Raw genomic sequence first — 24,253 nt, forward strand, 5'->3', positions numbered from 1 at the left:
GTCGCTTCATTAACCGCGATTCTTATTTGCATCCCCCTTCGTCTTAGAACAAAAATACAAGTCGCATCTTCAGGTAAGACTTCACTAACAGGTTGATCAAAAAACAGCTCTAAATCTTTAATAGAGGTATGGTTTTTCATATCAGAATTGCCTTGGATTTCTTTCCATTCCGTTATTAGGTAACCCGCCTTTGGGTATCAAGGTTGAAAACTGTCTCGTCCCATCGTCCAATACGCGGAAAGTTGTCTCAAATTTGGCAGCCTGACCGGATGGTCCGATAAATAGTGAATCTCGGACTTCAAATGTGCCGTACTGATTTGAGAAGGTACGTGCAATATTACCTTCTGCTGCAACTACTTTCTCTAAATGCTCGATTAATTGATTTCTTCCGTTCTGATCATTGTTGATCCCGAGTCGCTTCATCTGGGTCATTATTTGCTCTGACCGGCTCAGATTATGCTGATTACTGTCAACTTCTCCAAAAATGTATTTAAATTTATCTGAGTCTATTACCAATTTTGAAGAGCTTGGCTTTTGAAGTGAAGCTGTTATTAGCTTCTCCTCCGCCTTAACCATTGCCGAAGGCAAATACTTTCCAAGCAGATACGTCAGCCCAAGCTTGCCCGCATCAATCCCAATCTCAATCAGCGGGTCGCGCTCTCCAGGATAGGTAGCAATATCGAACGAATCAACAACCCGCTTACCTTCCTTGGAATTGTAGGATCCAAACGCCGCTTGCGTGCCCGAGTGCAACTGATCATTCGACACTGCTGCGATGTACGCCCCCAATGGAACAAGGGTACAGCTAGCCCCCGCAGTGGGCCCACATCCCACCGCCCCCGAAGCGGCTAGCGATCCTCCGCCGACCACGCCAACCGCACCGGCAAGCATCCCTGTTGCTCCGCCAGCACGCTGCGTAACCTCTCCGTTCCTGGTCAATGCATCACGCGCGGCGTCCCAAAAAGGCTGATACAGGAACTCACCCGTCTTGAGCAAGGCCGTCATTTCATCTTGATAGGTAGCGCCCTTCTCCTGCAAGCCCTTGAGCAAACCATAATACGGGTCACTTTGAGGTACCCCATCTGCACATCTCACCAAAGCACAAGCTGCTGCATTCAGGCGCTGCTGTTCTTCCGGCGACTTTCCTTGTTTCAATCCGGTTAGCTTCTCTGATTCAGTTTGATGCAACTGTCTGTTATTGGCTTCGACATTAAGCCCCGCGATCAATCCCGCATTACCGCCTACAACTCCACCAAGCGCTGCGGCAGTCGCCTGGGCCAGCGTTTGACGAATAGCAAGCGGCAGGCTCGTACCATTGATCAGGTTGACCAATTGGGGCATTGCCACCGACGATGCCGCTGCTCCCATCGCACCCTCAATCCCACCGGACAAGAGACCCGCTGCTGCGTGCAATGCGCCCCGATAAAGACCTCCTTCTACCCACTTCGTTCGTTCCTCCGCCAGCGCGGCCTTCTCTTCGTCGGTTTTTGCTACAGATATCTTGTCGTCAAGCTCATTAACCTGCTTGGTCGCATAGTTGCCAATCTCCCTGGCCGCATTCTTCCCAAACATCTCCATGATCTGCGCCCGCGCCTCAACATCCGCTTGCAAGGCCTGACCATTCCACGTCTTAGCAATTTTTCCGCTGGTATCACGCTCACTGCTCACATCAGCATTGATGCTCGCAATGGTCTGTTCAGCCGTCTTCCCTGTCTTGGTCTGCTGGGCCGCATCATCGGTAATCTTGATATCGGCCTGGCTGATCCCGCTCCGGGTCGTGCTGCTATCACTACCGCTGACATTCCCCATCCCAAGCGCGCTGCCAGCAAGTCCCAACGCGGTACCCATCAGATTCGTACCGACTCCCACGCTCTGGCTCTCAGCCTTGAAGTCGCTGCGGTTCTTGATATCCGATTGCGTCAGCGTTTGGGTGGTGAGACTGTTCTTCCCATCAGCAGCGGCCTTATCCGTGCTAGCAATCTTCGCCCCCTTCAGGTCCGTATTGCCCGCCACATTGATCTGGAATCCATCATCCCCAGCCTTGACCCCAGATTGCTCATTCACACTGGCGTAATTCCCATCCACACTGCTGCGCGCCAGGTTGAGGCTGCCGCTCATCCGCCCCATCCCCGCCGAGATGCTCACCCCTGCGCTTTGCTGGCGGCTCTTGTAGGTGCTCGTGTCCTGCAGGCTTTCGATATTGAGATTACCGCTGCCGCTGGTGCCGACGTCGATCACCACCTGCTTGCCGCTGGCCACGGCTCCCTTGATCGTGGTATCCGTACCTGATGCGATAGTGAGCTTGTCGCCCGCATCAACATGCGTATTGACCTGGGCAACATCACTTCCGTCACCACGGCCCCGACTCCCCGACAAGCCTGCATTCACAAGAAAGCCATCGGTGCCTATCGATATCCCCACCGATCCCGACATCGCCTTGTTGCTGCTGTTCTGTTCGGTCGTGCTTTGTGCTGCCAGCAGGCGCACTTCGTTGTCGGCTTTCAGGAGCGTGTTGGCGCCGGAGCGGATGTCGCTGCCCTGCACGATGAGATTGCTGTCGGCGCCGCCACCCTGCGCTGCCAGGCTGATGTTGCCGCCCGCATTGAGCGTGGAGCCGCGTGCGGTGCTGGCGCTGGCCTGGGTGTGGTTCTCGCTCTTGCTCCCACCTACGCTGATGGCGAGGTTAATGCCGCCGGCCTTGTCGGCTGCCGTGGCGTCGCGGGTCTCGGGGTTGCCGTCGGCGCCGAGTTTGAGATTACCTTTTTCATCGAGGGCATTGGTGCGGACTTGCGGATTGTCTTTGCCATCGACCGCAAAGCCTTGGCCAGTCCGGACAGCATCCACTGCATTCTTGCCCGCAAACCCGATATTGGCCGCCGCCAGCAATTGCATCCGTCCGCCCGAGGTGCTCTTGGCCGCCTGCGCCATCTGCTGCGCCGTCTGAATCGCTGACAACACCGGGCTGGTGATCTGTATCGTCAGGCCGCTTTGCTTGAAGACCATATCCTGCGTGCTGCGCTCGCTCTCAGCCGCTGCCAGAATACTGATCTGCTTGGCCACCACATCAATATCGCCCTTCGGCGCAAGCACATTGCTGCCGCTCTGCGCATAGGCATTGCCCGCCTTGATCGAGACATTGCCATCAATGCTGCCCACATTGGACGATACGGCGGTGGTCCTGACGTTGGTGTTCTTGTTATCCAGCTCGCGCGTGCCGATGGTGAAACCCAATCCCCCTCTACTCAACAGACCGCTGCTCTTCTTGTTGCTGCCCTCGGCGGATTCGACCTTGTCACTGGCGGAGGCGACCGTGATGTTGTTGGCCCTCACGTTTTTTTGAGGTACCTACGCGCTGGCTATTTAGCCTTCAATCCATGTAGCGACTGATTAATTTCATCGCCTCCAATCATGTTACTTGAATCATCAAAGCCGACAGGTTTGTCATAGTCAAGCTTGACATCAAATTTACCATCGCGAGAAAAATCAAATTTAAAACCCCAAATACGATGTCCAGTTTCTCTTAAAAAATTTTCCCTCAGGCGTATTAATAGGTCTTGTATTTCAAAAATCCTCCATTCAGTCGATATATTTTCGCTCTCTCCAGAATGACATTCTTGAATAGTAGAAACTCCACTTATATTCTCATTAAGCAAAACCCCACTTAATTTAATATAGTCCCAAGGCTCTACTGCTAGCTCAGCGAGAATATTAAAAATTTCTTTGTAGATTTTTTCATTATCAATATGAAAATTTCCCTTCATGGCATTTTCCTTTTATTGCTTAAAGGGGAATTTCTTAACAACCCCATCTACTTTTGCTTCAACAAGAAATGCACTAGGCCTTACTCCATCACCATATGCCACACCAATGCTAACACTCACACTCTTTCCCGCCTGAAGTTCACTCCTAAGATAGTTTTCCATTGCTCTCCAATCGCCTCGATTCAAAGTTGAAGCTTGTGGAACAAGATTGATTCGATCTCCGGCACCGCCGAGACTGGTCGCAATCAGATGTACACCATCATCCCCAAGACACCCGCTTTTTCCTGCACAAAGTTGCTGGTAGTGGCCTGAGACGAATTTTGTAGCCACCGGATAAGTGAGTTCTTTATGCTAACGCCAAGGAGAACTCAATGAAGAAGCGATTTACGGACGAACAGATCATCAGCATCTTGCGAGAAGCAGAGAGCAAAGAGATTGCGACGGTAGATCTGTGCAAGCGCCACAACATTACGGAGCAGACCTTTTACCGCTGGAGAAACAAATTAACCACTGAAGTTGGCGTCATAGGTGCTGCCGGTCTTGACAGTGCCCAGATTGATGTCGCGGCCTGCGCTCATGGAGAGCTTGGTGGCAGCGAACTTCTTCAGAATGGCTTATTGCAGCCATAAAGCTTTACCGATTTATATCCCCTCTGGGATGAAACTTGGGCGCGGGACTTTTAGGCATATTTTCATACCGGGATTGTTCACGCCTTCAGTATTTACTAAACATCTATCACACTTCGACGCTATTACAGCACATTGTTAAAGTCATACATGTACACCTCGTTTTCAGACTGAGTCCACAAATGGCCATCGATCCGGTCAATCATCATGATACCGCCTGCTTTTTCTTCCTCAATGTCCTCGTATATCAAGTCAAAAACCCAATATACGGGTGGGCAAGTTGCCGATTTCCGTCCCAAGGGCACAACAGAGCCCCCAAGAGATTTACAAAATTCGCGTGCCAACGCGGCAGCAGATTCTTGAGACAATTTTCCTTGCTGCCTATAAATGACTGGTGCACTAAAACAGGCAATTCCATTCTTTCTCAGATCAGTTACAACAGATACAAGCTTGACTCTATCGACACTGATACCTAAATAGCCAACGTAAGCTCTCTCGCTTTCGAAAAGAAAGTTATTATCAAACAGCGTGATGAATTTAAGCCGATCCGATTGTGTAGGATCACATAGGTACAAATCACATTTTTGCTGCATAGAAACTCCACTGCTAACTATTAGATCAAGGATGAATAATAACGCCCGTTCCCGTAAGAACAGAACCCAAAGAATCAACTGGCACGCCGTAGCTTGATCCAGTTCCTATTGGCCAAGGATCACGAATATTTGCCACACCATTCTTGATGGAATCCACAACAATAGCGTGAATGCCTCCTGATTCTGTTTTTACATTAATTATCACTGAAGCGCCATTACTTGTTGCCTCAGAAATTGACTGTGCTGTAAGCAGCGTTGAATATTTAGCCGTTCCAGTGAACCCCAGTTGATTGAGCCCATTCGGAATATTTGAAAGTAGCGTTCCACCTGTATCAGTCAGTATCGCCTGGCGAACATATGCTTCAGGGGTATTGGCAAGGTTCGCCGCCATTATGCAGCTGGCCGCCACACATGAGAAATCGTATGCCTGCCCAAGCAATTGATCTTTTGGCGTATAAGGTGTGCGCGACACATTAGAAAATAAGCCTTGCCCATTCTGAGCCAATTCATTCACACTTGCTGCAACCCCTGCCCTAGAATTCCTGGCGCTGATCATTGCATCTCTAAGCGCAGTTCCGCCAAGCGTAGCAAGCTTAGCCACATCTCCTACAGTAGATAACGTTCCGACAAACGCCACCGTCTGATCTGTCAGCATCTTACCGACGGTTTTCCCATCGTTATTTTCAACTGCCTTCGCAAAGACCTCCCTCTGTGCGGGAGTCATGAAGCCGATCAAATATGGAAGATTGTTAGCATCGCTCAGGAACTCTGTGATGGCCTTACTGTTCGCGACGAGTTGCCTGATAGCCTCTGGATCACCATTCTTCGCGTTATAGCCAAGAGCCATGAAATCATAGAGCCCAACAAACATGTCCTTCACCGATTGCCACATGCCCGTCGCTTTTCCATCGATAGTGTCATAAGCGAGCTCGGTGGTCTTGGAATATTGCAATCCGTAGTAGGACCCGCGTGTATTTAATATTTCACCGTTACGAATATACTCAGCCGCTGCGATACGAACGAGATTACGAGCCTTATCACATTCAGCGCTACTTACTCCCACGCAGTTGGCCAGAGTGCGGTCGCGAGCAACATCAAGTGCTCTAAGATCAGACATCTCTTGTTCGCAATTCGCATCACATTCACCCAGCTCCTTCTTTTTTGCCAGTGCTCTAATGCGTTCCGATTCGACGTGTCTCAAATAATTGTTATTGACTTCGTTATAGGCCGCCGCCCCACCCGCAGTACCGCCAACAGCCGTTCCCACCAAGGTGCTCGACAACCCCGTCAACGCCTTCGCCAAAGCGCCATCAATGCCCGCAGCTTTCAAGGCATCGCTCACTGCGGGCGCCGTCAAGGTACCAGCAGCAGCCCCTGCCGCACCTGAGATCCCTCCTGTCAGTCCACCAACAACGCTGTGCGCCAGCACACGCATCGTTCCATTCGGCCCCCAATTACTTTCGATGGCGCTGGCCTGATCATTCAGCCCCTTTGCAACCTCGGGATCAGTCGCGGCTTTTGCCTGCGCGCGTAAATCTACCGCCCTATTCTCTTGCTCCTTAGCATAGTCGCCAATCAGCTTCGAAGCCTGCTGCCCAAACGCCTGCGTAATCTGCGCCTGCGCCTCAACATCAGCCTGCAAGGCCTGACCATTCCACGTCTTAGCTATCTTTCCACTGGTATCACGCTCACTGCTCACATCAGCATTGATGCTCGCAATGGTCTGTTCAGCAGTCTTCCCTGTCTTGGCCTGCTGGGCCGCATCATCAGTGATCTTGATATCAGCCTGACTGATCCCGCTCCGGGTCGTGCTGCTATCGCTACCGCTGACATTCCCCATCCCAAGCGCGCTTCCAGCAAGTCCCAGCGCGGTACCCATCAGATTCGTACCAACACCCATGCTCTGGCTCTCAGCCTTGAAGTCGCTGCGGTTCTTGATATCGGATTGCGTCAGCGTCTCAGTCGTCAGGCTATTCTTCCCATCAGCAGCAGCCTTATCAGTGCTAGCAATCTTCGCCCCCTTCAGGTCCGTATTGCCCGCCACATTGATCTGGAATCCATCGTCCCCAGCCTTGACCCCGGATTGCTCATTCACACTGGCGTAATTCCCATCCACACTGCTGCGCGCCAGGTTGAGGCTGCCGCTCATCCGCCCCATCCCCGCCGAGATGCTCACCCTGCGCTGCCAGGCTGATGTTGCCGCCCGCATTGAGCGTGGAGCCGCGTGCGGTGCTGGCGCTGGATTGGCTGTGGTTCTCGCTCTTGCTCGCGCCTACGCTGATGGCCAGGTTGATACCGCCAGCCTTGTCGGCTGCTGTGGCGTCGCGGGTCTCGGGGTTGCCGTCGGCGCCGAGTTTGAGATTACCTTTTTCATCGAGGGCATTGGTGCGGACTTGCGGATTGTCTTTGCCATCGACCGCAAATCCTTGGCCAGTCCGGACAGCATCCACTGCATTCTTGCCCGCAAAGCCGATATTGGCCGCTGCCAGCAACTGCATCCGTCCGCCCGAGGTGCTCTTGGCCGCCTGCGCCATCTGCTGCGCCGTCTGAATTGCTGACAACACCGGGCTGGTGATCTGTATCGTCAGGCCGCTTTGCTTGAAGACCATATCCTGCGTGCTGCGCTCGCTCTCAGCCGCGGCCAGAATACTGATCTGCTTGGCCACCACATCAATATCGCCCTTCGGCGCAAGCACATTGCTGCCACTTTGCGTATAGGCATTGCCCGCCTTGATCGAGACATTGCCATCAATGCTGCCCACATTGGACGATACAGCGGTGGTCCTGACGTTGGTGTTCTTGTTATCCAGCTCGCGCGTGCCGATGGTGAAACCCAATCCCCCTCCGCTCAACAGACCGCTGCTCTTCTTGTTGCTGCCCTCGGCGGATTCGAACTTGTCACTGGCGGAGGCGACTGTGATGTTGTTGGCCGCCACCAGCGAAGTCCCGGCGCTCGATACGACGTTGCTGCCGACAATGCTCATGTCCTTGCCCGCTTGCAGCACGGTCGTGTCGCCGCTCAGGGTGCTGCCGACGGCGTTGGTGTAGGCGCGCTTGCCATAGCTGGTGCGCGTGGTGCTGGAGAGCAGGCCGCGTGAGGTGCTTTTTGCGTATTCGCTGTGGCTTTGGTACGACTCTTCGGAGATGACGTTGATGTCGCCAGTGGCCGCGACCTCCAGCGCCTTTCCAGCAGTGATACTGCTAGCGGCCACCTTCACATCGGCTTTCTCCGTCAGGCCGGCCTTGATGCTCACGCCACCGCTGGCGTTGATGTTGCTGCCTCTCACCGTAACGCTTTCGTCATTCGCCTGGGTGTAGGACTTGGAGGCGGTGTGGCTGATCTCGGACTCGGCCTTGTCCAGCGCTGCGCCGATGCTCACGGCGCGCCCTGCCATCAGCGAGCCGTTGCCGCTGCCATTCGTACCGATGGCCACCTGCGCGGCAGTCAAGCTCAGGTCGCGCTGCGCCACCATGGTCAGGTCGCCGCCCGCGTTGACAGTCGATCCCACGCTGGTAACACTCTGTGCGCGGCCAAGGTAGCCGCTGAAGTTGGCGTCGTAGCTGCTGCCAGTCTTGACAGTGCCGAGATTGATATCGCGGCCCGCGCTCATGGAGAGCTTGCCGGCGGCGGCGTCTCCGGAACGGCCACTGGCCAGCGTCGCGCCGAGGTTGGTGATGTCTGCGCCAGCGGTGATGGTCAGGTTCTTGCCGGCGGCAATGCTGCCCTGGTTCGACAGGGAGGTATAGCTGCCCCTGGTCTGGCCGTTGTTATAGCTCTCGGTGGTGGTGAGCGTTTCGTTGCGCACGTTCCGGCCGGCGCTGATCACGACCTCATCACCGCTGATGCCGCCACCCAGATTGGCGATATCGTTGGACGCCACCAGTACGGTGCGGCCTGTGCCACTGGCGCGACCATCGATGAAGCCGCCCTTGTTGGTGATGTTCTCGGCCTGGATGGTGATGTTGTCGCCGCTGACCAGGGCGCCGCTGTTCTTGAGGGCGTCCTTGTCAATATGGGCCAGATAGAGCTTGGGTACCAGGACCTCTTCGGTGCGTCCATCGGGCAGGACGACCTTCTGCGTTTCCAGCCAGACGATGTCGCTGGTCAGGTGGCTGACCTGGTCCGGCGTCAAGGCGACGCCCGGACGCAGGTTCCAGCTTTGCGCCACGCTTACGGCACTGCTCAGCAGCTTCTGGTATTGGGAGTCGTCGTTAAAGCTGCCACTGGGCCGTCCTGTCAGTTGCGCCATCTGCTCGCGCACCATGCGCTGCTCGTAGAAGCCGTCGCCCAGGCGTTTCTGGGTGGTGGAGGGATCGACATTGAGCGCGGTGAGCAGGTAGTCGCTACTGAGCCAGGTGCGGCGGTCGGTGAACTGCGTGCGTGTCTCCAGCAGGTAGTTGCCGCTGGTGGCGGGGACGAACATGGGGTTGGGTCGGACAGGAACAGGCGCGTCGGGAGCCGTTGCGCCAGGGCGCGCGCTGGCGTCATTGAGCGCGCTGCCTACTGACTGGCCGCTGCCGGTGGTGAGGATGACGTCGCTACGGATGTTGGCGGCGCTACCGGCGGCGATGTCGGCATTGCTGAAATTGCGCGCGGTGATGGTGACGCCTTGCTTGCCGACGATGGCGCCTTGGGTGGTGCCGATCACTTCGGAAATGCTGGGATTGGAAAAGCCGAGCGTCAGTCCGCCTGTGGTGACGTAAGTCCCGTCGAAGGTGTGGCGACGGTACAAGGTCTGGCCGGTGTTGGTGATGTCGGCCCCGGCGCCGCCCAGCGTGAGCGCGCCGGTGACGACGATATTGCTGAACTGGTTCTGCAGGGATTGGCCCAGGTTGATGCGGGCATTGCCGCCGGCGCGGATTTCTGCAGCCACGCCCGCACCGGGGGCGAGCTGGTCTTCTACGGCGACGTGGTGGGCGTAGCGTACGCGTTCGTAGGCGGTCAGTTCCGGCGCAAGAACATTTTGACGACTTCTCAGCAAGGTCGTGTTGGGATCCGTATAGGTGTACTCGACCTTAAACCTGATGCAATCGGTGGTACATGAGCCATATTGATTGGAATAGCTTGGCAATGAATTCCATTGCACACTGACGCCGCCGGTATTGCGCAGATCGTCGCCACCAGCCACCTTATCGGGATTACCAATACCGTCCGACTGAGTCAAGTAATAGAGTACCCGCGTACCTTCCGTTGCAGTGAGGCGACGAATGCTGCCAAATGCGCCCCAACCCGCCCCGGTATCACGCATCAGGACGGTGTCGTTGGCATGGGTACGAATGACAGCGCGACCGATGACGTAACCGTCGGGCGTAATGAAAGTACCGTTTTCCAGAACGTCGGCGGGATTGACGTAATGGAACTCATAGGCACTGTAGTTCGACGAGTTGGGATCGTAATAGGGAGGATTCGGCCCGGCATGCCACCACGACGGAATCGTCAAGGTATGGCGCTCATCCACTGTCGTCACGCCATTGACCGAGACGTTGCTTCGGCGGTTGATGATGTTGGTGGCCGCAATGTCGAGATTGCCGCCAGCTTCGACCACCGAATCTTCGTTGACGATCTGCGCCGTGTTGTTGACCAGCCCATTGGCGTCCCGCACGCCGTTGGCGGCGATGGCCATGTCGGCGCTGCTGTAGATGATGGCCTTGCCCCGGTTGGCCAGCATCTCGGTCAGCCAGAGCGACATGCCGTTGCCCGCTCCCAGCAGGGCGTTGGCGCCGGTGTTTTCCAGCGTCCTGGCATTGACCACGACATCCTTGCCAAGGATGGTCGCGCTGTTGAGGATGCTGTCGGCGGTAATGTTGAGTTGCCGGTTCGCACTGATCTCGCCGGCGTTGTCGAGGCGATTGAGTGCGGTGAGCGTGACGTCTGCCGCCTGCAATGCTGCGCCGCTGCGATTGCCGATATTGGCGGCGCTCAGCGTGAGGGTATTGGCTTGCACGCGACCTGCGTTGTCGTAGTCGCCCTGCATGTTGAGATTGAGGTCACTCACTGCGCTGAGCCGCCCGTTGGCGCCTTGGACCAATCCTTGTTGCAGCGTAAAGGCGGCGTTGCTGCGCGTGCCGATGCTGCCGTTGTTGCGCAGCCCCTGTACCCCGGCACGGATGGACTGCGCGGTGATGCTGCCATCGTTACGTAACATGCCATCGGCTGTCAGCGCCAACTGGCCAGCGGCCTCGATGTTGCCGGTATTGCTGATGTCTGCGGCGGCGTTGCCCTGAGGCTGGGTTGCGCTGATCGAGATATCGCCCGCCGCCTGCACCTTGCCGCTGTTGTTGATCGCGCCATGCGTATCCACCGCGACATTGCCGGTAGCCGCGCCGATGGCGCCGCTGTTCTGCAGGCTGGCGGCGGTGAGCGTCACCCCGCTCTGTGCGTTGATCGCATTGCTGCTGTTGATGTCCCCATCTGCCTGCAGCTTGACCGCGGCGGCCGAGGAAGAAACGCTGCCGCTGTTGACGATATCGGCGCCCTGCCCCGTTGCACGTACGCCCAGGGACGCCGTGGCGGCCAGGGAGCCGCTGTTCTCGATCCGACCCGCTGCTGTCAGCGTGAGCTCGCCAGCGGCTGCGCCGATGGTGCCGGCATTGCGCACGCCGACCCCGGCCTCGGTGCCGACCAGCACGATCTTGTTGGCGTACATCCCGCCCAGCTGCGCGACGTCGATGCCGAATTGCGGCTTGGCTTGGTCCGCGCTCACGGCGGTCACTGTGGTGTTGTCGGCATTGACCTGGTTGGCGCCGACGGTGACTTTCAGCTCCTTGCTCCAGATGCCGGCATTGATCTTGGCGGCGCGGGCGATGAGGTCGGTGAAATTGGACTGGCTGTCATTGAGGCCATTGCCCTCGATGCTCACCACGCCACCGCGCACCAGATAACCGTCCAGGCTGCCATTGTTGATGATGGGCGTGCCGGTGGTGAGGGTGCTGCGGCTGGCGTTGATGAAACCGCAGCCGTCGCAGGTCACGCCCGAGGGATTGGCGATGATCACCTGGGCGCGGTCACCCGCCACTTCCACAAAACCGCGCAACATGCTGGGATTGCTGGAATTGACTTCGTTGAGGATCACCCGCGCCGTGCCGTTGGCGAGGTTGGGATTGCGCTGGACCCATCCACCCAGCTGGGTCTGCATGTCGCTGCGGGAATTGTTGAGGATCGCGCCGGCGCGGTTGACGTCGAACTGGCTATAGGTATTGCGCGAAACGCCCGCCGCGCTGGGCGTCTGGATGTTGACCTGGGGAATGCCATTGGCGGTATTGACCACCACCGGCTGTTGCGCGCGCGGCGCGTTGGGGTCGGCGATGATCTGGGCATAGGCGCGCGGCATCGTCGTCACGAGCGCGCCTGTGGCCAGCAGCACGGCCAGTCCGATCCAGCTCAGGCGCGCCATGGGCAGGCCGCCGGGGGCCACGCCTGGGCGGCTGCCCACGGCGCGCTTGCCGGCGCAGGCGCGGGTGGTTTCGGCCACGGCCATCAACAGGCCACGGGTCTTGTTGAAGATGATGCGATAGCAAAGCTGGTTCATGATTTTGCTTTCTTGTTGTCGTTCAGGCGCGGGGGCTGGCCGGTCAGAAAGACCACATCAGACTCATGCCGGCGGTGAGGGGGGAGGTCTTGAATCGGTCTGGCTGGGAAATCGGTACGCCGGCGAAGACTTCGTAATTGGTGCGACCCAGCGCACCGCGCAGGCCCAGTACTGCGCCGGCCAGGCGGCGTCCGACCAGCAGCTCCGTGGAGGGACCGCCGACTTCGCCATAGTCCAGGCCGGCATAGATCTCTTGCTTGCTCGCGCCCAGGGCGGCGGCCAGTTCATTGCGCACATACCAGCCGCGCTCGGCCAGCAGGTTGTTCTCGCCATCTAAGCCGCGCACGGTGTAGCGCCCGCCGAGCGAAAACTTGTCTTGCGGGGTCAGGGGCGTGCGGTTCCATTGGGCGCGCGCGCCCAGGGTGTAGCGCATGGCCTGTTGGCCCCAGGGCATGGGCAAGGCAAAGGGGGCGTTGAGGTTGAGGTCGGCGGTCATGAGACGGAAGCGCGAAGTACCCTCGCCAAAGGCTTCCTCGGGCGCAGCCATGGCGTCGAAGGCGCCGGTGCCGCGTTTGTAGGCCAGGGCCAGATCCAGGGTTCCCTCGCCGATGAATTCGCGATGCGCCAGCCCCATCTCCCAACCGGCCACGCGACGGCGCTGCACCTGCACTTCGGTGTCATCGACATAGTTGCTGGAAGAGCGCACGAAGCCCTTGACCGAGAGCGTGGTCTTGCGCACGGCGTCGCGGTAGACCAGGCGGCTCAGTTTCAATTCGTTGGTCTCGCTCTGGCCGCTGTAGAGATAGGTCTGGTTGATGCCGGCCACGGCCTGGTGATAGCGATTGCTGCTGTTGGTGAAGGACAGCGCCCAGTAACCCAGCGGCAGCGAGTAATGCACCACCTGGCTCTGGCTGCCGCGCGCGCCGGGGTCACCGCCGCCCAGATCGTGGCTGAAGCTGATGTAGAAGAGATCGTTGAGGGTGAGCCAGTTGTCCAGCGAGACGGTGGCGCTGCCCTGGTATTTGCCAGTGGCCTTGGTGCCGCTGTCGTCCACCGACAGGGTCAGGCGAATGGGAATACCCTGCTGGTAGCTGATGATCAGGTCGCTGTCGCCGGGGGCCGCATCCTTGCCTTCGCTGGGGGCGATCTGGATGTCGGCCTCGGCGGTGGGGACGCGCTTGAGGTTTTCCAGTCCTTGTTCGATGTCGCGCAGATTGAGGAGATCGCCGGGCGATGTCGGCAGCGCGTTCCACTGGGTGGCGCGTGGATCGGCATTGTCGGCGAAGCGGATCGCACGGATCTTCCCCGGCACGATGGTCAGCCGCAGCTCGCCGCTGGCGATATCCTGCGGCTGGGCCAGTATGCGTGTGGTGACGTAGCCGCGCGCGACGATGGCGTTTTGCAAGACCGACATCACGGCGTTGATCCCCTGCACGCCCAGGCAGCGCCCGCCGGGATTGGCTTCTGGCAGATCGAGCAGCCAGTCGAAGCGCGCGCTGCCGGGGCCATCCAGCACGACGCGATGCACCGCAAAGCAAGGTGATTCCTGGGCGGGGACGGCCTCAGCGGCCGCACCGGGTTGCGCCGGCAGGCGCACGTCGGGAGCGCGCTCCTGCTGGCGGCGCAGTTCGCGCTCGCGCTCTTGCTGGCGCTGGAACTGCTGCGTCGACAGATCGGCCTGCGCCCAGGCGCTGGACATCACGCCCGCCAGGCACAGACACAAAACGATGGGCAAAAAGCTGCCCCTCCCACGCAGGCGCACGTGCCTGCGCAGGCTCCCCTGAGGATCCTGGCTCATTGTTGTCTTGTTGTTGTGGTGAAACTGAAGTGGGTGCGGGTCGTCGTTTGACGGTCCCGCTGCCTGGCCACGACGGAATTTCCACACGGAAATTATGCCGGGCAGCAATTTTACCTAAAATTACAATCTCGTTGAACAGGAACGTAACAGGTTGCGTTCGATGGTTTGCGATATCGCCAACTTCGTTGCTCTGTCACACCCTGATGGGGAAGTTACACCAAAGAAATAAAAAGTCAATATATGTTAAATATAAAAGTAAACAGAGAATAAAAAACAATCAGCCGCGCAAAAGTATTAAATATAAAACTCAAAAATTTCTCAATTAGCAACTTCGGCGGATCTTGCGTGGCCAACGACAAGGCATTGTTGGTCACTGTGGCCGGATCAACTCACTGACCCCTTGCCGGTCCCGAACGCGCATCGGCAGCAACTCGCCGGCACTCGCGCACTCAACTACCGCGATAAGTGGAATAGGCCCACGGCGACACGACCAGCGGCACGTGGTAATTCTGGGACGCGTCGGCAATGCCGAAGGCAATCACCACCTCATCGACGAAACGCGGTTCCGGCAATTGCTCGCCCTGGGCGGCGAAGTAATCGCCCGCGGCAAACACCAGTTCGTACTTGCCCACCTGCAGCGCCTCACCGGCCAGCAGCGGTTCGTCGCAACGGCCATCGCTGTTGGTGACGGCCTGCTTGAGCAGGGTCTTGCCGCCCGGCCCGACGGCATACAAGGCCAGCTTCACGCCCGCCCCCGGCTTGCCCTTGGTGATGTCCAGCACGTGCGTGCTCAGTTTGCCCATGATGTCTTCCTTTCCCTGATGGTTGAATGATTGAATGGTTGGATCGTTGGATGCTTGGCTTGATGTCCAACCGCGATCATATACGGCCTCGCCAGACTGCCTATACGCGCCTGCTTATATCCGCCATCGTGGCAGTGGGTCACGCGGGCCACCTCCTTCAGCGTTTTCAGTCGCGCCGTCGCGGCCAATTCTCACGCTCTGCGACGGCCTGAATTCTCGCTCCATAAATCGAATTTTTAGCGGTCACAGCCATATATCGGCTACCTATACTCGCCCAGATCCGACATGGAGGTAACGATATCCGCCGCTACCCATCGATGCCGGATACCGCCCTCAATCTGTTCGCCAGCCAACCCTGTCGGCCCTTTCCGACCCTCGCGCAATCTGTGATGCGCGCTCATCGCCAGCCAAGAGATTCCTCAACCCTTTCTCTCGGAACCTGTCATGAGCTTCATCAAGAGTCGCAAACACGCGTCGCCGCCCCAAACCGCACGCATTCCTTCGCTGGCCGTTGCTGGCGCTCTACTGCTGCCCGTCCTGGGCGCACATGCCCAGACCTCCGGCAGCGGCTTGCCGCCCACCCGGGTCGATGCCGCCCGTGAATCAGCCTACAAAAGTGATTATTCGGCCTCACCCAAATACACCGAGCCGTTGGTGGATACGCCGCAGACGCTACAGATCCTGCGACGTCCGCTGATGGAGCAGCAGGCGGCCACGTCGCTGTCCGACGTGCTGCGCAATACCCCGGGCGTGGGCGCCTTCTTCCTCGGCGAGAATGGCAGCACCAGCACCGGCGACACCATCTACATGCGCGGCTTCGACGCCAGCGGGGTGATCTTCGTGGACAATGTGCGCGACCTGGGCGCGATCTCGCGTGACGTCTTCAATATCGAACAGGTGGAAGTGCTCAAGGGCCAGGCCGGCACCGACAATGGCCGGGGCTCGCCGACCGGTTCGATCAACCTGGTCACCAAGCAGCCCGAGCTGGTCGATGCGGTCAGTGTCTCAGCCACCTACGGCAGCTGGAACCAGAAGCGCGCAACGCTGGACTGGAACCGCATCCTGGACGCTGACCGCGGCCTGGCGCTACGGCTGAACCTGATGAAGCAGCACAGCGGCGTGCCAGGCCGGCACGTCGTCCATAACGCCCGCGACGGGTTCGCGCCCTCGCTGGCCTTCGGGCTGAACACCCCGACGCGTATCCTGTTCAACTACCTGCACATCCAGCAGGACAACGTCCCCGACGGCGGCGTGAGCACCATCGGCCTGCCGGGCTACTCGACGCCCGATCCAAACCGCGCCTATATCAGCAACGCGCCCAAGGTCAGCACCAGCAACTTCTACGGCCACGTCAAGGACTACAACCGGGTCAACACCGACATGACCACGCTGCGCGTGGAGCACGACTTCTCGCCCGACCTGAAACTGCAGAACACCTCCCGCTATGCGCGCACTGATCAAGACTATCGCCTCAGCTCCTTCGTTGCGATCGGGGTGAAGACGGACCGCTCCTCGATCAGCCTGTTCACACCCTCGCCCGAGGACCGCTCCACCTGGGAAGTGTCGCGCAACATCAACACCCGGCGCGACCAGAGCAACGAGATCCTGAGCAACCAGACCCATCTCACGGCCTCGTTCCAGAGCGGCGCCCTGCAGCACACGCTGGTGGGCGGACTGGAACTGACCCGCGAGCGGCAACATGCGCTCTCCTTCACCGGGGCCTCCAAACGCCCCCGGGCCAACCTCTACCAGCCCAATCCGGAATTCGACGACTCCAGCACCCTCCTCAGCGTGAACGGGCGCAACAAGGGCCAGACCGATACCGTCTCGCTCTATGCGCTGGACACCCTCAAGTTCAACGAGCGCTGGTCCCTCAGCCTGGGCCTGCGCGAAGACTTCTACCGCACCTCCTTTGAAGACACCAAGCCAAAGGCCGACGCCCCGCTGCACAAATCGGGCGGACTCTTCAATGCCAAGGTGGCCGTCGTCTTCAAACCCACCAGCAACAGCAGCCTCTACGCCCTGTACGCCAGCGCACAGCAGCCGCCCGGCGGCGCCAACTTCAACCTCAGCGCCAGCCGCAGCAACGCCTCGCATAACGACTACGCCCCGCAGAAGACCGACACCGGCGAGATCGGCACCAAGTGGGAACTGCTGGATCGCAAGCTCATCGCCACCGCCGCCCTCTACCGCACCGAGGTCAACAATGAGGTGGAACTGGATAGCCTGACCAACACCTACTTCCAGACCGGCAAGAAGATCACCCAGGGACTGGAACTGGGCGTGACCGGCGATCTCAGCCCGACGGTCTCGCTCACGGCCGGTTACAGCCACATGCAGAGCCAGGTCTCGCGCGGCGCCCTGGTGTCGGCCACGGGTGAGAATTTCCTGGCCTACGCCCCGCGTCGTTCCTTCACCTCCTGGGCCAGCTGGCGCTTGCCGCAGGGCTTCACCCTGGGTGGCGGGCTGCGCTACTCGGGCGGACTGCTGCGTGGCCGCGATACCAACGCGATCGGCACACCCAGGAACACTGGCTCTTATTGGGTGGCCGACGTCATGGCCAGCTATGTCATCCACCAGCATGCCGAGATCCAGCTGAACGTGAACAATCTCTTCAACAAAAGTTACGTCAGGTCGATCAACAAGAGCGGCTATCGCTACCTGCCCGGCGATGCGCGCAACATTTCCCTGACCGGCAATTTCCACTTCTGATTTGATCAGACTCAGACCCGTGCCACTGCCCTTCTCTAGAACGCATCTCATCAATAGGCCTGAGATGCGTTCTACCGTGGCGCCCAGGCCTGCGCTTCATGGCAAGACCACGCCGGCCCCTCCTCGCTGGAGGGGCTCGCTGGTGGAGCTTTAACATTCGCCACAGGACAATCCCATCATGATGCTGCACATCCCCGAGGTCCTCAGCGCCGAGCAGGTGCGCCACATCCGCGCCGAGCTGGCGCGCGCCGACTGGGTGGACGGCCGCGCCACCGTGGGCGACCAGGGCGCGCGCGTCAAGCGCAATCGCCAGTTGCCGGAACATTCGCCGCTAGGCTTCAAGCTGGGCGAAATCATCCTGGAAGCCTTGCGCAAGAATCCCTTGTTCTTCGCTGCGGCCCTCCCCAAGAAGACCATCCCGCCGCTCTTCAACAGCTACGAAGGAGGCGAACACTATGGCCTGCATGTGGACGGCTCCGTGCGCAAGCTGCCCAATGCTGTCGGCAGCATCCGCACCGACGTGTCATCCACGCTCTTCCTCTCCGATCCGGAGCAATACGATGGCGGCGAACTGGTGGTGGTCGATACCTATGGCACCCACGAGGTCAAGCTGCCGGCGGGTGACCTGATCGTCTATCCCTCCACCAGCCTGCACCGGGTCGAGCCGGTCACGCTCGGCGCGCGGGTGTGTTCCTTCTTCTGGACCCAGAGCATGGTGCGCGACGACTGGAAGCGCAGCATGCTCTTCGAACTGGACCGCAACATCTTCGGCCTGCGTGAAAAGATCGGCGATACCGAGGAAGTGCTGGGCCTGACGGGGCATTATCACAATCTGCTGCGGCAGTGGGCCGAGGTATGAAGGCGGTGCGGCGCTGGTGATACGACAGTCATCCGAGATGCCTGCAGCGGACAAGAGGTCACTTATTTCTTGCCTGATGAGATTGTTTCCATGTATAAATATTCCTGACCTTTACACATGTAAAGGGCGCGCATCAGGGAAGGCAGCGGGTGCGTGCCGCGAGTCAAGCCGTTGCCGCTTCATCCGCAATCTCAAGTCCCGATCAACAGGGACCCGCAAAGGAACCACTGCATGCAACCAATCATCAAGGGCGCTTTGGCGCTCACGCTGGGCGTATTGGCACTGGCCGCAGCGCCGGCCATGGCCCAACAGGCCGCAGCCTTCACCGGCTTGAAGCTGGGTGGCAATCTTGCCTGGCGTCACACCAAGGTAGACCTGCAAGGTTTCCTGAACCAGTCAGTCACCGACAACGACACCGTCTTGCAGCTCGACCTGGCCTATGGTTTTGCCCTGGCCCCGGCCTGGACACTGGACCTGGGCCTGACCTATGACCTCAGCAAGACCGACGCCGGCACCCTGCAATACGCAGACGGCAACCGCACCGGCCGGTTGCAGATCAAGACCAAGAATCACTACTCGGTCTATCTGGCCCCCGGCTATGTCTTGCAGAAAGACTGGCAGGTCTACGGCAAGCTGGCCTACCACCACCTGGAAGGCGAATACAACGACTCCCTGTCACCGTCCGGCACCACCAAGCATGGCGGTTTCGGTTATGGCGTGGGCGTGAACTATGCATTCTCGCGCAATGTGCTCCTGGGAGTAGAAGTGCAGCAGGTGCGCTACAGCCGCGAGATGGGCTTTGCCTCATCGGGCAAGCCACAGACCACTGATCTGGCGTTCAGGGCCGCCTATCGCTTCTGATGTCAGCGTTCGGTATCGAGCAAAACGAAGCGCCATCCGCATGAGCCGGATGGCGTTTTTCATTCCCCACTGCGAAACCGATGGCACGCACGGATAGACGTGGCGTCGCCCAGACATGCTCAGCAAGGTATATTTGACATATCGATACTGATATACAAAAATGCCTTCCCGCAGGCCAGCCAGAGTGAACGAAAAACCGTCACCTGCCCACCGCCCGCACAAGACCCCGGAGACATCTCCATGTCCAGGCTACCCGACCATCTCGACATCCACCTCATCCGCATCCTCTATCTCCTGCTGTGCGAGAAGAATGTGTCGCGCGTGGCCCTGAAGCTGAACCAGCCGCAACCCTCGATTTCGGCCTCGCTGCGCAAGCTCCGCGAGCTGACCGGCGATCCGCTGCTGGTGCGCGGCGCACGCGGGATGGTGCCGACCCAGCATGGTGAGAGCCTGTTGAAGCCGGCCAAGCGCATCCTCGACGAGACCGAGCGCCTGTTCATTCCCAAGACCGAATTCGTGCCGCAGGAAGAAGAGCGCACCTTCCACATCGCCGCGCCCGACTACATGAACACGCCCTTCTTCACCGAGGTGATTGCCCGCCTGCGGCGCGAATCGCCGCGCAGCCGCATCGTCATCCATGCGCTCGGGCCGGATACCGACTATGTGCGCTTGCTCTCGGACGGCGAACTGGACCTGGTCATCGCCAACTGGGACGCCCCGCCCGCGCATCTGCATCTCTCCAAGCTGTTCGACGACCCCATCGTCTGCCTGATGCGGGCCGACTGCGCCTACGCCAGGCGCACCGCGCGGGATGCCATGAGCGTGGAAGACTATCTGAGCCTGCCTCATGCCGCGCCCTCGCAGATCCTGCCGGGCTACCACGGCAGCATCGACAGCTTCCTGGAAAAGCAGAACCTGCGCCGCAATGTCGTGGTGGAGTCCGCCCACTTCCGCATGCTGCCCTACATGGTGGCGCAGACCGACCTGGTGCTCACGGCCGGACAGCAGTTCGCCAGTTTCTATGAAAAGCTGCTGTCGCTGAAAAGCTATACCGTCCCGATCAAGTTTCCGCCGCTGCGCTTCTACCAGCTCTGGCATGAGCGCAGCCACCAGGCCACCGAACATAAATGGCTGCGCGCCCAGGTCGGCGCGGCGGCCAAGCTGCTGGCCCAGCCCCGGCGCTGACTGCGGACCTGGCCGCAGCACCACCGTGATATGCCCAGCCCCATAACCGCCAGAAGAAAGCGCTGATGCCATCCCGGCCAAGATGTTTTAAAGTCTCATCTGCGTCGAAGCGCCCACCGGGCGGGCCTGGGCGTAGCGTCCACGAGGACAATGAAAAGCAACAATCGGCAGCGACAATCCGCAACGGCAGATGAGCCGCGCCGTTTCCGGCAGCACCAACCACGAACCAGCGAGGGAGCCGGCGATACGCCGGCCGGCAAGCACATGACGATCACACTGCAAGACCTGAACCAGGCCAGCGCCTCTGACTTCACCGCCGCCCTGCACGGCATCTATGAGCACTCACCCTGGATCGCCGAGCGCGCCGCCCAGCAGCGCCCCTTCAGCACCATCACGGCGCTCAAGCTGGCCCTGCAGAACGTGGTCACGCAGGCCAGCCGTGACGAACAGCTGGGACTGATCCGCGCCCACCCCGAACTGGCCGGCCGCGCCGCCATCGCCGGCGAACTGACTGCCGAGTCCACCGGAGAGCAAGCCAAGGCCGGCCTGCACCTGTGCAGCCCCGAAGAGTTTGCCCGGCTGCAACAGCTCAATGCCGACTACAACGCCAGGTTTGGCTTCCCCTTCATCCTGGCCGTCAAAGGCCCGACCGGCGCGGGCCTGACGCGCCAGCAGATCATCGCCACCTTCACCCGTCGCCTGCGCAACCAGGTGGCAGACGAACTGCGCGAATCGCTGCGCCAGATCGGCCGCATCGCCGAGATCCGCCTCAACGAACTGCTGGGCCATCAGCCCACGCTGGGCGCGACCGTGATGCAATGGGCCGAAGAGATCGGCGCCCTGTCTGAAGAAGAAGGCGCGCTGACCTGCACCTACCTGACCGAGACGCACCAGCGCACCGCCGCCCAGATCGCGCAATGGATGCGCGAGGCCGGCATGCAGGTCCACATCGATGCGGTGGGCAACGTGGTGGGCCGCTATCTGTCCCCGCATCCGCAGGCCAAGACCCTGCTGACTGGCTCCCACTACGACACCGTGCGCAACGGCGGCAAGTACGATGGCCGCGAAGGCATCCTGTTGCCGATCGCCGTGGTCAAGTATCTGCATGAACGTGGCGAGACCCTGCCCTTCCATCTTGAAGTGATCGGTTTCTCGGAAGAAGAAGGCGTGCGTTTCAAGAGCACCTTCCTGGGCAGCAACGCCGTCACCGGTCATTTCGATATGGCGCTGCTCGACCTGCAGGACAAGGATGGCGTCACCATGCGCGAGCTCATCATCCAGGCGGGTCACGACGTGGCCGCCATCCCCCTGCTCGCGCGTGATCCGGCTGAGATCCTGGCTTATGTGGAAGTGCATATCGAACAAGGTCCGGTGCTGCTCAAGCGCGATTTGCCGGTGGGCATCGTCACCTCCATTGCCGGCAGCTCGCGCTATCTGGTGGATCTCAAAGGCGTGGCCAGCCATGCCGGCACGACACCGATGGACATGCGCAAGGACGCCGCAGCAGCGGCGGCGGAGATCATCCTGTATGTGGAACAGCGCTGCTCGCAGGACCAGCATGCCGCACTGGTGGGCACGGTCGGCCAGTTGCAGGTACCGCGCGGTTCCACCAACGTGATCCCTGGCGCATGCCAGCTCTCGCTGGACATTCGCGCCGCCACCGACGAGGTCCGCCTGGCCGCCGTCAAGGACATCCTGGCGAAGATAGAAGAGATCTGTACACGCCGCAGCATCGACCTCAAGCTGGAAGAAACCCTGAGCGCCCCCGCTGCCCCGTGTGCGCCGTGGTTGATGGCGCAATTGAGCGCCGCCACGCAACGTGCAGGCGTACCGCCGTTCGAACTGGCCTCCGGCGCCGGGCATGACGCCATGGCCATGGTCAAGCTGACGGACGTATGCATGCTGTTTACCCGCTGCGGCAATGGCGGCATCAGCCATAATCCGCTGGAGACGATGACAGCGGACGATGCCGAGGTATCGGGGCTGATCCTGTTGGACTTCCTGCGCAGCTTCAAGGAAAAAAGCTAATTATTTATATCATTTACAGGTAGCTTCATCTTCGATACGCAGCTGGCCTCCGGCATCGTCAGGCCATGCTGCAACGCGTGGGTTTCGGCCCCGACGCGATGGCCGTGCGCCAGGCACTGAACGCCGCTACCCTGGGCCGCGCCCGGGTCTTGGACTGCGATGACACCAGTTGCTAAGCGACGCAGCGGAAGTGCCACGCAATACACAATCACATGCGGTAATATGCGCGACGGATGGCGAGCGGCGTCATGTTCGCCACGCTTGGCTATAAAAAATCAATCAGGGGAAATAATGAAAGTTCGAACTGCTATCACCAGCGGCATCCGTGCGTGCGCGCCGGTTGCCATCGCATTGGCGCTGACGGCCTGTGCCACACGCACACCCTTGCTGCCCGCCGACTATGCCGGACCGACCGCTGTCCTCAAGGACTCGGCCGCGATGTTCAGCATGAGCAAGGCTGACATGTACTATGCATCCAGCATCAATGGCGTCGAAGTTGACAACGTCCGCTTCGCCACCCGAAGCGCGAGCGAGGGACGCGGTCCGCTGATGCTGCTGCAGAAGGTGGAGCGCCGTATTCCAGCAACGCCGGTCAAGGTGCAGCTTGTGGCGAGGACGGTCTATGCCATGCCCATCATGGCCATGACAAGCGCAGTTTACCAAGTCAAGGGCGAGGTCGATTTCACTCCCGAGCCGGGCAAGAACTACGTCGTGCGTGGCAAGCTGGGGCCAGCCTACAGCGCCGTGTGGATCGAAGAAGAGGCGAGCAGCGCCCTGGTAGGCAGCAAGATCGAAGTCAACGGGTCTGCTGAACTGGGATTCTTCGATAAATGAAGACCGCGCCGCGGACTTGCTGCGCCAGCCACCAGCACCTGTGAAAGATGTCCTTATGCTGTGCGCCAGCAAGTGCGTGCCGCTCAAGGATGACGATGTCTGTTGCTATCGGTGCTGCCGAGCCCGCAGCGCGGCGCACCTTCGATACGCGGCATAGCCGCTACTCAGTCCGAACGGACTGTAGATGATCAGGAAAGATAAAGGCCGGCGACAGACTGATCGAAGAAAAATCCGATGCCGCAGGCGAGCCAAGACAAAGCCGAAGGCGAGTCGGAGAAGTGCGAGGCCGAAGGCGAGCCCGTCTGGCCTGTCCCCTTAGAGCCAGCCGCCGCAGTGGCGCAAAAAGTGGATCAGAAAAATAGTCGGAGCGAAGCGACTCTATTTTTCCCACTTTTTGCGCCACTGCGGCGGGGACCCTCCGAAGGAGGGCTGGATCTTAGGGGTCGCCTTCTTTTGCTTACTTTTCTTAGCGAGACAAGAAAAGTGAGCGGCTGCCGGGCCGCCCCCGGCGCGTCCTCCCGACCGGAGAAAGATAGGCATTAAGCTAGAGCGCAGGAAAGCATCCCGTGCAGACTCAATAAAAATGCTCAATAGCAACAAAACAGCCAACAAAAGCTTTCCCCCCGCAAAACTGGCAAAATCTTGCCCTTGCAAAAGAATCCCC

At 59.2% G+C, this 24,253-nt stretch carries 12 protein-coding genes and 2 pseudogenes; 7 read left to right on the forward strand and 7 right to left on the reverse strand.

Annotated elements, in window-relative coordinates:
* Positions 1-141: 141 nt before the first annotated feature.
* The 3 genes from BGK68_RS28455 to BGK68_RS28730 are packed head-to-tail and all read right to left on the reverse strand — an operon-like array spanning position 142 to position 4,091.
* Complete coding sequence (locus tag BGK68_RS28455) at positions 142-3,330, reverse strand: hemagglutinin repeat-containing protein (protein ID WP_075259091.1); 3,189 nt, start codon at positions 3,328-3,330, stop codon at positions 142-144.
* A 26-nt stretch (positions 3,331-3,356) separates the two neighbouring features.
* Positions 3,357-3,761, reverse strand: coding sequence for an antitoxin YezG family protein (locus tag BGK68_RS27685; protein WP_143433150.1), 405 nt, complete (start codon positions 3,759-3,761; stop codon positions 3,357-3,359).
* A gap of 12 nt (positions 3,762-3,773) precedes the next feature.
* Positions 3,774-4,091: a DNA/RNA non-specific endonuclease gene (locus BGK68_RS28730; protein WP_075259092.1), complete on the reverse strand. Its 318-nt coding sequence runs from the start codon at positions 4,089-4,091 to the stop codon at positions 3,774-3,776.
* Positions 4,092-4,132: 41 nt separating this feature from the next.
* Here BGK68_RS28730 and BGK68_RS28620 point away from each other — a divergent pair.
* A pseudogene (locus tag BGK68_RS28620) lies at positions 4,133-4,264 on the forward strand (transposase); the annotation flags it as partial.
* Positions 4,265-4,512: 248 nt separating this feature from the next.
* Here BGK68_RS28620 and BGK68_RS27690 read toward each other — a convergent pair.
* From BGK68_RS27690 to uraH, 4 genes and pseudogenes are all read right to left on the reverse strand, one after another.
* A complete protein-coding gene (locus BGK68_RS27690) occupies positions 4,513-4,980 on the reverse strand; it encodes a hypothetical protein (protein ID WP_143433151.1) in 468 nt (155 codons plus the stop codon).
* Positions 4,981-5,967: 987 nt separating this feature from the next.
* Positions 5,968-12,509, reverse strand: a pseudogene (locus tag BGK68_RS23715) (two-partner secretion domain-containing protein); the annotation flags it as partial.
* 43 nt (positions 12,510-12,552) lie between these two features.
* Positions 12,553-14,208: a ShlB/FhaC/HecB family hemolysin secretion/activation protein gene (locus tag BGK68_RS23720; protein ID WP_143433222.1), complete on the reverse strand. Its 1,656-nt coding sequence runs from the start codon at positions 14,206-14,208 to the stop codon at positions 12,553-12,555.
* Between the two features lie 548 nt (positions 14,209-14,756).
* The gene (uraH, locus tag BGK68_RS23725) at positions 14,757-15,110 is read right to left on the reverse strand and encodes a hydroxyisourate hydrolase (protein ID WP_075259094.1); all 354 of its coding nucleotides are present in this window, start codon (positions 15,108-15,110) and stop codon (positions 14,757-14,759) included.
* A 444-nt stretch (positions 15,111-15,554) separates the two neighbouring features.
* On the opposite strand from uraH, the gene BGK68_RS23730 reads away from it, so the two are divergent.
* The 6 genes from BGK68_RS23730 to BGK68_RS23755 all read left to right on the forward strand — a co-directional run bounded on the left by BGK68_RS23730 (position 15,555) and on the right by BGK68_RS23755 (position 23,589).
* Positions 15,555-17,822 carry a catecholate siderophore receptor Fiu gene (locus tag BGK68_RS23730; protein WP_075259095.1) on the forward strand — a complete coding sequence of 756 codons (2,268 nt, stop codon included), beginning with the start codon at positions 15,555-15,557 and terminating at the stop codon, positions 17,820-17,822.
* Positions 17,823-18,000: 178 nt separating this feature from the next.
* On the forward strand, positions 18,001-18,681 hold the full coding sequence (locus BGK68_RS23735; protein WP_075259096.1) for a Fe2+-dependent dioxygenase: 681 nt from the start codon (positions 18,001-18,003) through the stop codon (positions 18,679-18,681).
* 231 nt (positions 18,682-18,912) lie between these two features.
* Positions 18,913-19,542, forward strand: a complete 630-nt coding sequence (locus BGK68_RS23740) for an outer membrane protein (protein ID WP_075259097.1) — start codon at positions 18,913-18,915, stop codon at positions 19,540-19,542.
* 240 nt (positions 19,543-19,782) lie between these two features.
* Complete coding sequence (locus BGK68_RS23745) at positions 19,783-20,727, forward strand: LysR substrate-binding domain-containing protein (RefSeq protein WP_075259098.1); 945 nt, start codon at positions 19,783-19,785, stop codon at positions 20,725-20,727.
* Positions 20,728-20,991: 264 nt separating this feature from the next.
* Positions 20,992-22,755: an allantoate amidohydrolase gene (locus tag BGK68_RS23750; RefSeq protein WP_075259099.1), complete on the forward strand. Its 1,764-nt coding sequence runs from the start codon at positions 20,992-20,994 to the stop codon at positions 22,753-22,755.
* Between the two features lie 291 nt (positions 22,756-23,046).
* Entirely contained in the window at positions 23,047-23,589 is a 543-nt protein-coding gene (locus BGK68_RS23755) for a hypothetical protein (RefSeq protein ID WP_143433152.1), read from the forward strand.
* Positions 23,590-24,253: the final 664 nt, after the last annotated feature.

Origin of the sequence: Herbaspirillum camelliae (genome assembly GCF_001929405.1) — a bacterium.
GTDB classification, from domain to species: Bacteria; Pseudomonadota; Gammaproteobacteria; order Burkholderiales; family Burkholderiaceae_D; genus Herbaspirillum; species Herbaspirillum seropedicae.

What these genes read in the sequence shown, in the direction of transcription:
- BGK68_RS27685 (WP_143433150.1), bottom strand. Translation starts at nt 3,761, where the DNA reads ATGAAGGGAAATTTTCATATTGATAATGAAAAAATCTACAAAGAAATT.
- BGK68_RS27690 (WP_143433151.1), bottom strand. Translation starts at nt 4,980, where the DNA reads ATGCAGCAAAAATGTGATTTGTACCTATGTGATCCTACACAATCGGAT.
- BGK68_RS23720 (WP_143433222.1), bottom strand. Translation starts at nt 14,208, where the DNA reads ATGTCCAGCGCCTGGGCGCAGGCCGATCTGTCGACGCAGCAGTTCCAG.
- uraH (WP_075259094.1), bottom strand. Translation starts at nt 15,110, where the DNA reads ATGGGCAAACTGAGCACGCACGTGCTGGACATCACCAAGGGCAAGCCG.
- BGK68_RS23730 (WP_075259095.1), top strand. Translation starts at nt 15,555, where the DNA reads ATGAGCTTCATCAAGAGTCGCAAACACGCGTCGCCGCCCCAAACCGCA.
- BGK68_RS23735 (WP_075259096.1), top strand. Translation starts at nt 18,001, where the DNA reads ATGATGCTGCACATCCCCGAGGTCCTCAGCGCCGAGCAGGTGCGCCAC.
- BGK68_RS23740 (WP_075259097.1), top strand. Translation starts at nt 18,913, where the DNA reads ATGCAACCAATCATCAAGGGCGCTTTGGCGCTCACGCTGGGCGTATTG.
- BGK68_RS23745 (WP_075259098.1), top strand. Translation starts at nt 19,783, where the DNA reads ATGTCCAGGCTACCCGACCATCTCGACATCCACCTCATCCGCATCCTC.
- BGK68_RS23750 (WP_075259099.1), top strand. Translation starts at nt 20,992, where the DNA reads ATGACGATCACACTGCAAGACCTGAACCAGGCCAGCGCCTCTGACTTC.
- BGK68_RS23755 (WP_143433152.1), top strand. Translation starts at nt 23,047, where the DNA reads ATGAAAGTTCGAACTGCTATCACCAGCGGCATCCGTGCGTGCGCGCCG.